The organism is Hymenobacter glaciei (assembly GCF_039539585.1).
Lineage (GTDB): Bacteria > Bacteroidota > Bacteroidia > Cytophagales > Hymenobacteraceae > Hymenobacter > Hymenobacter glaciei.
On sequence record NZ_BAABDK010000035.1, the window covers coordinates 322,090 to 334,639 of the forward strand.

Sequence of the window (12,550 nt, forward strand, 5' to 3'; positions counted from 1 at the left end):
GATTTGCCTTCTCCCTTTCACCGTACCCATTTCACTTCATCCATTTCCAAACCCACCCTGCTCTCATGAAACAAACTTTTACCCGGCTATTTCAAGCCGCCGCAGTGGCCCTGACCTGCGCCACCGCCCACGCCCAAACCTACCAGCAGGTGTGGGCCGACGAATTCAATGGCACGGCCGTGAACACCTCTAACTGGGTTTTTGAAACCGGTGGTGGCGGCTGGGGCAACAACGAAAAGCAGTATTACCAGGCCTCCAACGCCACGGTGGTGAACGGCGAGCTGCAAATCACGGCCCGCAAGCAGAGCGTGGGTGGCATGCCCTATACCTCGGCCCGCCTGAAAACCCAGGGCCTGAAGCAGTTTGCTTTCGGGCGGATGGAGGCGCGCATCAAGACGCCGCTGGGGCAGGGGTTGTGGCCCGCCTTCTGGATGCTGGGCAGCAACATCAACACCGTGAGCTGGCCCCGTTGTGGCGAAATCGACATCATGGAACAGGTGAACGCCGACAGCCGCAACTACGGCACCGTGCACTGGGACAACAATGGCCACGCCCAGTACGGCGGCAATGTTGCTACCGCGCCCAACGTGTACCACGTCTACAGCATCGAGTGGACGCCGAGTTACATCCGCTGGTTTGTGGACGGCGCCAAGTACCACGAAATTAACATTACCAACGGCACGGGCGGCACCGAGGAGTTCCAGAAGCCCTTTTTCCTGCTGCTGAACCTGGCCGTGGCCGGCGACTGGCCCGGCCAGACCGTGGACGAAAGCAAGCTGCCCGCTACCATGAACGTGGACTACGTGCGGGTGTACCAGCTCACAAGCTCGCCCCCGCCAGCTACGTCGGTCACGCTGCAGGCCGAAAGCGCCAACGTGAACAACGGCATGGTGGTGGAAGCCTGCTCCGATGCGGGTGGCGGGCAGGACATGGGCTACATTGATGCCGGCGACTACCTAGTCTGGAACAACATCAACTTCCCCACCAGCGGCACCTACAACATCGAATACCGCGTGGCCAGCGGGGCCAATGGCGGCACCATTTCCTCGGATTTGAACGCCGGCAGCATCCAGCTGGGCAGCACGGCCATTCCCGCTACCGGCGGCTGGCAGAACTGGACCACCGTGTCGAAAACCGTGAACGTGAACGCGGGCACCTACAACTTCGGCGTGTATGCCCAAACCGGCGGCTACAACCTCAACTGGGTCCGTATTACCAAAGTAGCAGCCCGCACGGCACTGGCTACCACGGCCGAAGCTAACGTTGTGGCCAGCGTGTACCCCAACCCGGTGCGCGACCACCTGAGGCTGGAGGCCGCCCCGGAATTCCTGGGTGGCGAGGTCAGCATTCTGAGCCTGGATGGGCGCACGGTGTGGCGCGGCATTTACCGCGGCGAAACCGTGGACGTGTCGGCCCTGCGGCCCGGCCTCTACACCCTGGTGGTAGCGGCCAAAGGCCAGCCCCGGCTGGTGAGCCGCTTCAGCAAAGAGTAACCCTTGACGAGGAGCCGGCACCGCTGGCTCCTCTTTTTTGGCTTCGGCCGTTTTTCCTTCCTCACTTCTTTCCGAACTATGAACAAACTGTATGCAACCGGGCTGACTGCGGCCCTGATACTCGCGGGGCTGAGCCCTGCGCTGGCCCAGGGCCAACGCCCGGCCGAAGGCTCCGGCTACGACCTCGGCACCCGCCAGGAGCTGGTGCGCCAGCTCGAAACCCAGGTGGCGGCGGGCCTAGCCCAGCGCACCACTCCTGCCGTGACGCTCCGGGTGGCCGCCGGCAAAGCCTTCAGCGGGCAAGTGAACTACCGCGAGGACCTGGACAAATCCGGCGAGTACGTGGTGGGCAACCTGGCGGGCGTGCCGGGCTCGTCGTTCCAGCTGCGCATTGAGGGCACGACGGTGGAAGGCAATATTATTCTGCGGGCCAGCCACCAGGCTTACCGTTACTCGGCCGATGCGCGGGGCCACGTTTTCGTGCAGGCCGTGGACATTAACAAGGTGGTGTGCATCGACTACAACAAGCCGCTGGGCTACCGCGACCCGGCCCCGGCAGGTGGCGCGGCCAACCGCGCCGCCGTGGTGTCGCTGCAGAGCTACCCGGGCGCGCGGGGCTGCATTCTGCTCGACACGGACGGCTATGCCCTACCCGCCGGCACCGGCTGGAACAACGGCAACGCCTACAACGCCCCCTCGGCCAACATGACCGATGCCAACGTGCAGGCCATGTGGGAACTGGTGAGCGAGGATTTTCGCCCCTTCAGCCTGAACGTGACCACCGACGAGAACGTGTTCAACGCCTACCCCAAGTACATGCGCATGCGCTGCGTGATTTCGCCGGGCAGCGGCCCCACCATTGCCAACGGCGCGGGCGGTGTGGCCTACCTCACGTCCTTCCGAAACAACGACGACACGCCCTGCTGGGTGTTTATGAGCGACCCCAAATCGGGGGGTGAAGCGGCATCGCACGAGGTGGGCCACACCCTGGGCCTGAGCCACGACGGCCGCATCAGCCCCAGCGAGGGGTACTACACCGGCCAGGACAATGCCGGGGCCTGGGCCCCTATTATGGGCGCGGGCTACTACAAGCCCGTCACGCACTGGAGCCGCGGCGAATACAACTCGGCCAACAACCAGGAAGACGACCTCGCCATCATGGCGGGCGCGACCTACAACGTGGGCTACCGGCCCGACGACCACAGCAACGGCATTGCCGGCGCCACCAACCTCGCCCGCAACGGCGCCGGCCTGTCAGGCAACGGCGTCATCGAGCGCACGGCCGACCAAGACTACTTCGCCTTCGCCACCGGCGGCGGCACCGTTAGCTTCAACGTGAACACCGTGGGCCGCTACGGCGACCTCGACATCGTGGCGCGCCTCTTCAACAGCGGCGGCGGGCTGATTGGCACCTACGACACCCAGGGCGGCGGCAACCTGAACGTGTCGTTCAGCGCAAGCCTGGGCGCGGGCACCTACTACCTCCAGATTGACGGCACCAGCTCGGGCAACCCCGCCACCGACGGCTACTCCGACTACAGCTCGCTGGGCACGTTCAGCATCTCGGGCTCGGCCCCGGCGCCGAGTGGCGGCGTGGCCACCATGTACCGCGACTGCAGCTACGACGGCACTGCCGTGGCCCTGCCGGTGGGCGACTACAACTTGGCCGCCCTGCAAGCCCGCGGCATCCTCAACGACGACGTTTCTTCACTGACCGTGAACGGCGGCTACCAAGTGGTGCTCTACGAAAACGACAACTTCACCGGCGGTGCGCTCACCGTGGGCGCCAGCAACTCCTGCCTGGTGAACAACCCGCTCGGCACCACCAACTGGAACGACAAAACCACTTCCCTGCGGGTGCAAACCGCCACGGCCAGCTTCAGCCGGCAGTTAGAAGCTGAAGTGGCCAACGTGAACAACGGCATGATGGTGGAAGGCTGCACCGATGCCGGCGGGGGCCAGGACATGGGCTACATTGATGCCGGCGACTACCTGGTGTGGAACAGCATCAGCTTCCCCACCACCGGCACTTACCTGATTGAGTACCGCGTGGCCAGCGGGGCCAATGGCGGCACCATTTCTTCGGATTTGAACGCGGGCAGCATCCAGCTGGGCAGCACAGCCATTCCGGCCACCGGCGGCTGGCAGAACTGGACCACCGTCTCGAGAACCGTCACCATCAACGCCGGCACTTACAACTTCGGCATCTACGCCCAGACCGCCGGCTACAATGTCAATTGGGTCCGCATTTCCAAGCAGGGCGCGGCCCGCACGGCGGCCCCGGATAAAGCAGAAGCAGCGCAGGCTGCGGCCATACTGGAAATCTACCCCAACCCGGTGGCCGACAAGCTTTACCTCCGTACCGAAGCGGTGCAGGTCGGTACGCAATACCGCATTCTGAACGCCTATGGCAAAACGGTGGGCAGCGGCACCCTCACCAACGACTCAGTTGATGTTGCGGAACTACCTACCGGCATGTACACGGTGGTGGTAACCAGCCCGGGCCAGCCCACCGCTACCCGCCGATTTGTGAAATAGCTGAACCTGCTTTGGTGGTTAATAAGAAAGGGCTGCCCGCGCGGGTGGCCCTTTTTTGGTGGCATATTTGCCCAACATCCGGACGTATGGCTAGTTTCCTTGATTCGCTGAATGCCTTACAGCCGCTGAGCCCGGCCCTGACAGCGGCCATTGAAGCCGCCATTGTAGCCGAGGAGCTGCCGGCCCACCACGTGCTGTTGCGACCCGGGCAGGTAGCGCGGCGGGTGTATTTTCTGGAAACCGGGCTGGTGCGGGGCTACACCCTGCTGCACGGCCGCGAAATATCCTCGTGGTTTATGCAGGCGGGCGACTTCGTGATTTCGATTCTGAGCTTCTTCACCCAGCAGCCGTCCGAAGAAACCCTGGCGCTGCTGGAACCGGCCCGCGTGCATTCCATCACCTACGACCAGCTCCAGCGCCTGTACCACGACTTCCCCGAGTTCAACTACTTCGGCCGCCGGATTCTGGAGAAGTACTACGTGCTCAGCGAGCAGCGCGCCCAGCACCTGCGGGCCCGCACCGCCGCCGAGCGCTACCACCTGCTGCTGCGCGAGTTCCCGACAGTTTTTCAGCGCGTGGCCCTGCACCAGATAGCCTCGCACCTGGGCATGGCTCCCGAAACCCTGAGCCGCCTGCGCAACAAGGCCGGCTGAGGCGTGACGAAAATGACATTCGTCATGAAATAGCTTCGGGCTGCCGGGCACCTTTGGGGCATTATTCCACGCTAACCCCCTCGTGCCGTGCGCCTACCCTATTTCGCTCCGCTGCGTTTTCTGACCCTGCTGGCCCGCCGACTGGCTCCTGGCCGGTGGTGCCCTGGCACACTGCTGCTAATGCTTTGCTTAGCTGGCTTCGGCGCCTCGGCCCAGGTCACCAGCGCCGAGGCCAATGGTAAGCAGCTGCAGCAACAGCATCCGGAGGACTCGGCCAGCGCCGACACCCACTTCCAGCAGCTGCTGGGACATTACCACCAGCAGCCCGACAAGCGGATTGTACCCCTGACCATCAATTACCTGAACCGGCATACTGTCGACTCGGCCCAGATTATTGCCCTCCAACGACAGTGCAACATCCTGGCTGGGTTTCTGACGGCGCTGCTGGCGCAGGACACCACCCTGCGCCAGCAACTGCGCGAGCTACACCCCCGGATTACCGACCCGGGTTGCCGCGGGTTTGTGGCGGAAATATTGACCCTGACGCCCGACCAGCTATTTGCCAAAATGCCGCTGATGCCCGCTTACAACGACGTGGCCTGGGCAGCATACGGGGCCACCGGCGACACGCGCTATCTGCAGCTGGTGCTGGGCAACTGCCGCTACGCAGCCGAGCGCAAAAGCCTCAACCTATACCTTACCGGGGCCAGTGCGCGCTGGTCGTTGTGCAGCATGGCGCAGCAGGATGCGCAGGTCAAAAGCTATTTACTGGCCCAACGAAATTCGCCGGAAGCTAGGCTGGTTTTACGGTCGACGCCGGCAGCCCTGCGCCAGCAGATAACCGAGGGAATAGCCCGAACCCAGCAGCACGGCGGCTGGCAGCCTTAGGCTGCCCGCGCGCCAAAGAAGGGTGGACCGCCCAGGCCCTGGCCGCAACCGGCAATAGCCGTCAATGAGCACTTGCTACCTTGCGCCGATGAATAAACTGTTTCTATTACTTTTTGGGCTGGCCACGGCCGGCGATTTGCTGGCCGTAAGCTTACCGGCCTATGCCTCGTTGGCGTACCTCTGCAAACCGCTGCTGCTACTCAGCCTCGGGCTGTATTACTACCGGGCTGCGCCACACCCGGCCCGGCTGGTGCTGGCGGCTCTGGCGCTGTCGTGGCTCGGCGATGTACTCTTATTGTTTCAGGCGCGGCAGGAGCTGTTTTTTATGGGCGGGCTGGTTTCGTTTCTGGCCGCCCACGCCTGCTACATCGGGGCCTACCGGCAGCACCAGTGGCCGGGGCCGGGGCGGGCTCTGGGCTGGCGCATGGGCGTGGGCCTGCCCGTGGTAGTGGCCGGCCTGGCGCTGCTATCGGCGCTATCGCCGGGCCTGGGGCCGCTGCGGCTGCCCGTGCTGGGGTACGCCGTGGTGCTGGTGCTCATGGTGCTGGTGGCCACCTACCGCGCCGGCCGTACCACCGCGGGCAGCTTTGCCCTGGTAAGTGCCGGGGCGGCGCTGTTCATGGGGTCCGACTCGCTGCTGGCGCTCGACAAGTTTCTGGAGCCGCTGCCCGGTGCGGGCTTCTGGGTGATGCTCACCTACTGCGCGGCGCAGCTCAGCATTGTGGCCGGGCTGCTGGCTCACGAGCGGGCAGTGGGCCCAGCCCGGCGGGTGGCGTAGCCAGCCGCAAGCAACCGCCGGGCCCGCTGCCCGGCATACCACGCCAAAAGGCCGCAGCCACTGGTGGGCTGCGGCCCTGGTGGCCGGCGGCACCCGCAAAGGGGTAGTAGAGCTGCCCGGCCACCACCAGCGGAGGCGCGGCCCGGGCTAGTTTTCCATGCGCGACCGTTCGCCCTCGATGCCGGTGCTGCGGCGCTGGCTAGCTTTCACGCGCTGGTTGCCAAACTTGTAGCTGAAGTTGAGTTTCACGAAGCGGCTTTCCACCTTGTCGAGGTTGGTGGAGTTTATGCCACCGGCCAGCACGTCGTAGCTGTTCTGCTGGGTGTTGAGCACGTCGCTAACGTTGAGCGTGAGCGTAGCGGCCTCCTTGAACAAGGACTTCGAAACGCCGAAGCTGCTGCTGAAACGGGCGTGAAAGGCCACGCCGCCAAACGTCATCGGCGACATGTAGTTGGCCGAGGCTTCGGCTTTCAGGCCGTAGGGCAGCTTGACGGTGTGGTTGGTGGCCAGGTAATACGAGGGCCGGGCGGTGTTCAAACCCACTCCCGCGCTGCTGATGCGGGCATACTCCAGGCCCAGCGTGGTAGAGGTGAACCACTTGCCGCCCAGGAATGGCTTGCTGAGCGTGGCGCTGGCCGAGAGCGACTCGGCCCGGCCCAGGTTTTGGAAGGAATGTACCACCACTTGCGTAGCAGCGTTGCGCCGGTAGCTTTCCGTCAGCACATCGGTGTGCAGGCCGTAGCTGATGGACGTGGTGAGCAGGTTGTTGTAGGAGTGCGTGAACTCGAAGTTGTGCGAGAATGAGGGGCGGACGCCGGGGTTACCCTGGGCATAGCTGTAGGGGCTGATGTAGGTGAGAAAGGGGTTAACCACGCCAAAGGCAAACCGGTCAATCTTGCGGCTATACGACAGGCCCACCTGCGTTTTCTCCGACACGTTGTACTGGCCCGACACGCTCGGGAACAGGTTCAGGTAGTGGCGCTCGGTGGCTTGGCCGGTGGTAAGCGACGTGCCAAGCGTGTTGGTTTGCTCGGCACGCAGGCCCAGCTGCACGTTCACCTTGCGCACCGTGCGGCTGAAAGTGCCGTAGGCGGCGTTGATGTTTTCGCGGTACACGAAGTGGTTGGTTTTGCCCAGGTCGGCGGTCCAGGGTTGGCCAGCGGTGGCCTGTTCCCACCGAATGTCGTTGTCGGTGCTGGTGAAGGTGGTTTTCAGGCCGGCCTCCAGGGTGCCTTTGTAAAGCGGCTGGGCATAGTCGGCCTTGGCCGAGTACACGGCGTTGCGCACCGGCGTGTTGTCGCGCAGCAGGCCAGCGGGGCTTGTTTGCTGAAAGTCAGCATCGAAAAAGCGCGTGTTGTAGTCAGTGCGGGCGTTTTTGGCATAGCCAAAGTAGTCGGCGTTCAAACTCAGGGTGCGGCCGGTGGTGTCGAGCTTGGTTTTGTAGTACACGTTCACCGAGGGGCTCAGCACCTGCGTTGTGCCCAGCGTGCGCACCCGCGACACTGCCAGCGGCGCACTGGCGGCAGTGCCGCTGAGCACGGCCAGCGTCTGGCCGTCGCGGTCGCGGGTGTTCAGCAGGCCCTTCACCAGGATGCCAGCCGAGGTGGTTTTGCTTAGCTGGTAGTCGAGGCCCAGCTTGGCCGAGTTGTTCTGCTGCTGGCGCACCTCCCGGCCATTTTCACGAATGTCGAACTCGCCGCTGTTGCTGCGCACGGCGCTGGTGCTGGCGTAGGTTTGGTTTTGCAGGCGGTCGAGGCTACCGTACACGTTCAGCTTCTCGGTGCGGTGGTTGAGGCTGAAGCCGGCGTTGTAGCGGCCGTACTGGCCGGCGCCGAGGCCCCCGGTGGCCACGCCGTTGGTGCCCAGCTTGCGGCTTTTGGTGGTGATGATATTGATAATGGCGCTGCCATTGGCGTCGTAGCGGGCCGACGGGTTGGCGATGATTTCGACCTGGTCGAGGGTGCTGCCGGGCATGGCGCTGAGCAGGTTTTTCAGGTCCTCGCCGCTCAGGTTGGTGGTTTTGCCGTCGAGCAGCACCGCCACGGTTTTGCCGCGAAGCTGGAAGCCGGCCCCGCTTTCGAGCACGCCGGGAGCGCGGCCCAGCACGTCGTAGGCCGTGCCGCCGGCGGCAATGGGGCTGGCGGCCACGTTAAGTACCAGCTTGTCGGCCCGCTGCTCGATGAAGGGTCGCGTAGCGGTCACGGTCACGCCTTTCAGCAGCTGGCGGTCGGCGGCTACGCGCAGCAGGGGCAGCGTGGCGGCGTGGTCAGCAGCGATGGTCACGGCTACCGGCGCGCCGGTTTTGTAGCCCAGGTAGCGCACCCGCAGCTCGTAGGCCCCGGCCGGCACCGCTTCGAAGCGGTACGCGCCTTGCTCGTTGGTGACGGTGCTGAGCACGTTTTTGGCGTCGCCGGCCGTTTGCAGCAACACCGTGGCGAAGGGCAGCGCCTGCTGGCTCAGGCTGTCGGCCACCGTGCCCGAGAGCGGCTGGGTTGTAGCGGGGCGTAGCGCCTTGGTAGCAGCGGCAACGGGCGTTTGGGCAAGGGTGGCAGCAGGCACAGCGGCTAGGGCCGAGAAAAGCAGAAAAGAGGCGGTGGCAGTTTTCATGACGAAGAAAAAGGAGGTTGCTGGATGAGTAACCCTAGCCGCTAACCGGCTGGGAATGGGACAAAGCAACGACGCCCCCAAAGCCTTTTTTCTGCTTTTTCGACTACACCCGGCCACTTTCCGACGAAAGCAAGCCGGCCCATTTTTAGTCGAAAAAATCCCCGCATTGGTCGAAAAATCACCTACCCAACACTGCCCCGCCGTCCAAAACCTACCACCTTCGCCCCATGCAACCCACCGTGCCATCCAACCGGCCCAGCCGCTTCCCGCTCATCTTCGAAATCCTGGTGTGGAGCCTCTACGTGGGCCTCTACAAGTACGGCGTCTACCTGGAGGAGGCCGCGCATCTGCACCGGCCCGCCCGGACCAGTTTCCCCTACCCGCAGCTGATACTCTTTGCCCTGCTGGCCACGGCTTACGTGCTGCCCTGGTACCGCTGGCTGGTGCCGCGCCTGCTGCGCCAGCAGCGCTACGGGTTGCTGGCCGTGGGCTCGCTGCTGTATTTGTGGTGGGGCATCAAGCTGAATATTTGTCTCGCATCCTTGCTATTCCTCCCCGTGGCGGCACCGCCGGCGCTGGTCGATTTCTACCACTTCTACGCCTCGCTCAAACCGGCGCAGCTGCTGGGCGTGCAAAACCCGGTGCTGCCGCTGTTGCTGACCGACATGCTGGCGTTCGGCTGCGTGGCCTTTGTGCGCGTCGCGTTTGAGCAGGAAATGCGCCGCCGGCTGCTCGAGCGCGACCACCTGGCCCTGCAGCTGGCGCAGCTCAAGAGCCAGCTGCAGCCCCACTTCCTCTTCAACACCCTCAACAGCATCTACGGCCTGAGTTTGGCCGGCTCGCCCGAAACGCCGCGCTTCATCCTGCTGCTCTCGGAGCTGATGCGCTACGTACTGTACGACAGCGGCCGCGAGTACATTGCGCTGCCCGAGGAAATCACCTTTCTCGAAAACTACTTCGAGATGGAGCAGCGCAAGTACGCCGGGGCCAGCATCACTTTCGCTACCGTTGGCGCGGCCGATGCCGCCACGTTGCAGGTGCCGCCGCTGCTGCTGCTGCCGCTGGTCGAGAACAGCTTCAAGCACGGCCGCCACCACTTTTCCGACAAAGCCAGCGTCACGGCCGTGCTCACTGCCAAGCCCGGCCAGCTGCACTTCTTGGTCGAAAACGACCTGCTGCCAGCCATGTCCGCGGCCACGCCGGGCGCACGCCGCAGCGGCGGCATCGGGCTGGTGAATATCCGCCAGCGGCTGCAGCTGTATTACCCCAACGCCCACGAGCTGGTGCTGACAGAGCAGGACGGGAAATATCGAGCCGAGTTGACACTGCACGTGTCGTAGCGTGGACTTTTAGTCCGCGCGTGGTAGGTTCGTGGCCGTTTTTATTCGCGGACTAAAAGTCCGCGCTACGCCCCATGCCTAGTCCCACCCGCTGCCTTGTTGTTGATGATGAGCCGCTGGCCCACCAGGTTCTCACGCAGTTCATTGCCCAAACGCCCGGCTTGGTGCTAGCCGGCACCTGCCGCAACGCCATGGAGGCCCACGAGCACCTTACCAGCCAGCCCGTCGACCTGCTGTTTCTCGACATCGAAATGCCGCTCATGAATGGCCTGGCCTTCATGCGCACGCTCAAAAACCCACCTAAAACCATCATCACCACCGCCTACCGCGAATACGCCTACGAAGGCTACGAGCTCGACGTGCTCGACTACCTGCTCAAGCCCTTCAGCTACGAGCGGTTCGTGAAAGCTGCAGGCCGCCTGCAGCCGGCTGCTGTTGCGCCGGAGGAGGAGAAAGCGCTGCTGCTGAAAGACCAGGGCAGTTTGTTCAAAGTCTCCTACCGCGATATTCTGTTTGTGGAAGGCTGCAAGGACTACGTGAAAGTGGTGACGGCCGCCAAAACCCACCTGCACCACGCCACCATGCAGGCCATGGCCGACCAGCTCGGCGAGACCTTCGTGCGGGTGCACCGCTCGTTTATCGTAGGGGCCGCCCACATCCGCCTCCTCCAGCCCGAGCAGGTAGTGCTCACCGATGGCAGCCTGATTCCCATCGGTAATTCCTACAAGCCCGAGCTGCTGGCCTGGTTTAAGAAGTAGCCGGGGCTGCTAGTAGTAATCGGCCAGCTTGCACGGCTGCGCCGGCTCGTACACCTAGCCGTTTTTCATCACCAGCTGCACCCTGTGCACCCCGCCGGCACAGCCCGCCCGGCGCCTACCCGAACCCAAGCAGCGCCGCTTTGGCCGGGCCATGCGGCAGCGGGCCCGCTTCGTGCCTAGCTTTGTCGATTCTACTCCCATCAAATTGGTTAAATGAAGCTTTTTACTACCCTTAGCGCCGCTTGGGCGCTTTTCCTGCTGCTGCCAGCCTGCGCTTTGGGCCAGCAAAACTTCCAGCCTGCCAAAGTCACTACCCTTGCCGGCGACACGCTGCGGGGCTTCATCAACTACCGGGGCTGGGACCGGAACCCGCGCACGGTCTCGTTCAAACCCGACCTACAGGCCCCCGAGCAGCAGTTCCGACCGCTCGACATCAAAGGCTTCAGCGTGAGCAGCGAGCAGTATGCCGGGGCCAGGGTAAGCGTTGAAAACTCGCCGCAGGAGTTGAATGACCTCTCGAGCACGGCCACGCCCAGCTACCGGGCCGATACCGTTTTCCTGCGGGCGCTGGTGGCCGGCCCCAAAAGCCTGTATGAGTACAAGGATGCCAACGGCTACAACTTTTTCTACACCAAGCAAGGTGGCAGCTACGACCTGCTGGTGTTCAAGCGTTACAAAGCGCCGGGCTACCGGTCGGAGGTGGTGCAACTCAACACCACCTTCCGCGACCAGCTGGCAGGCTACCTGGCCGACTGCCCGGGCATCGAGCCCAAGCTGAAGGCCATCGGCTACACGGCCAACGCTTTGCAACGCACGTTTGCCGGCTACTACGCCTGCACCCGCCAGCCCCTGGCTTTCCAGCGGCGCAGCACAATCAAGCAGCAGTTTGGCGTGCTGGGCGGCGTTTGCCTAACCAACGTAGTGTTCAGCGATGTCAAGAACCCCGAGTATCCAACCTTCGATAGCTATACCCAGATTCGGCCGACCGGGGGCATATACTACAACGTTTCGCTACCTGGTAGCTTGGGCCGATTTTCGGTGAGCAATGCGCTGGTGTTTAATTCTTTCTCAGCCTCCGGCTACCACGAAGAGATTAGCCCATATGGCAATACCCATCGCAAAACCAGCTCATCGCTGGCATTGAGTTACCTGAAGCTCCATTCGCTGCTACGCATTAGCCAGCCCCTAGGTGTCGGAGCTATTTTTATCAACGCCGGCGTATCCAATGGCTACGCCATTCAGATTAAGTCGGAAAAAACCGTTCGTGAAAAATTCTACTCTACGGAGACCACAACTACCAGTGAACTTTTCTCCAGCTTCCGGCGCTACGAGCAATGCCTGGTGGCCGGCATCGGGGCCAGTTACAAGAGACTATCCGCCGAAGGCCGCTTCGAGTACAGCAACGGCTTCCTCCCGTATAAGGGCTTCAGCGCCGGGTTCGACCGCTACGAGTTGCTGCTGGGTTACCGGCTGCACTAGCCCGGGGGGCAGCCCG

At 63.2% G+C, this 12,550-nt stretch carries 9 protein-coding genes; 8 read left to right on the forward strand and 1 reads right to left on the reverse strand.

Annotated elements, in window-relative coordinates:
• The first annotated feature begins 65 nt into the window (after positions 1-65).
• The 5 genes from ABD837_RS24710 (at position 66) to ABD837_RS24730 (ending at position 6,350) form a co-directional block, all read left to right on the forward strand.
• The gene (locus tag ABD837_RS24710) at positions 66-1,493 is read left to right on the forward strand and encodes a carbohydrate-binding protein (protein WP_345059963.1); all 1,428 of its coding nucleotides are present in this window, start codon (positions 66-68) and stop codon (positions 1,491-1,493) included.
• Positions 1,494-1,571: 78 nt separating this feature from the next.
• A complete protein-coding gene (locus tag ABD837_RS24715; protein WP_345059964.1) occupies positions 1,572-4,031 on the forward strand; it encodes a carbohydrate-binding protein in 2,460 nt (819 codons plus the stop codon).
• Positions 4,032-4,117: 86 nt separating this feature from the next.
• A complete protein-coding gene (locus tag ABD837_RS24720) occupies positions 4,118-4,684 on the forward strand; it encodes a Crp/Fnr family transcriptional regulator (RefSeq protein WP_345059966.1) in 567 nt (188 codons plus the stop codon).
• An 87-nt stretch (positions 4,685-4,771) separates the two neighbouring features.
• The gene (locus ABD837_RS24725) at positions 4,772-5,572 is read left to right on the forward strand and encodes a hypothetical protein (RefSeq protein WP_345059968.1); all 801 of its coding nucleotides are present in this window, start codon (positions 4,772-4,774) and stop codon (positions 5,570-5,572) included.
• Positions 5,573-5,660: 88 nt separating this feature from the next.
• Complete coding sequence (locus ABD837_RS24730) at positions 5,661-6,350, forward strand: lysoplasmalogenase (RefSeq protein WP_345059970.1); 690 nt, start codon at positions 5,661-5,663, stop codon at positions 6,348-6,350.
• Between the two features lie 147 nt (positions 6,351-6,497).
• Here ABD837_RS24730 and ABD837_RS24735 read toward each other — a convergent pair whose 3' ends face one another.
• Entirely contained in the window at positions 6,498-8,957 is a 2,460-nt protein-coding gene (locus tag ABD837_RS24735) for a TonB-dependent receptor (RefSeq protein ID WP_345059972.1), read from the reverse strand.
• A 227-nt stretch (positions 8,958-9,184) separates the two neighbouring features.
• Between ABD837_RS24735 and ABD837_RS24740 the strand changes: the two genes are divergently transcribed.
• The 3 genes from ABD837_RS24740 to ABD837_RS24750 all read left to right on the forward strand — a co-directional run bounded on the left by ABD837_RS24740 (position 9,185) and on the right by ABD837_RS24750 (position 12,534).
• Positions 9,185-10,297 carry a sensor histidine kinase gene (locus tag ABD837_RS24740; RefSeq protein ID WP_345059973.1) on the forward strand — a complete coding sequence of 371 codons (1,113 nt, stop codon included), beginning with the start codon at positions 9,185-9,187 and terminating at the stop codon, positions 10,295-10,297.
• Between the two features lie 74 nt (positions 10,298-10,371).
• Positions 10,372-11,055, forward strand: a complete 684-nt coding sequence (locus ABD837_RS24745; RefSeq protein ID WP_345059975.1) for a LytR/AlgR family response regulator transcription factor — start codon at positions 10,372-10,374, stop codon at positions 11,053-11,055.
• Between the two features lie 213 nt (positions 11,056-11,268).
• Positions 11,269-12,534, forward strand: coding sequence for a hypothetical protein (locus tag ABD837_RS24750; RefSeq protein WP_345059977.1), 1,266 nt, complete (start codon positions 11,269-11,271; stop codon positions 12,532-12,534).
• The last annotated feature ends 16 nt before the right edge of the window (positions 12,535-12,550 follow it).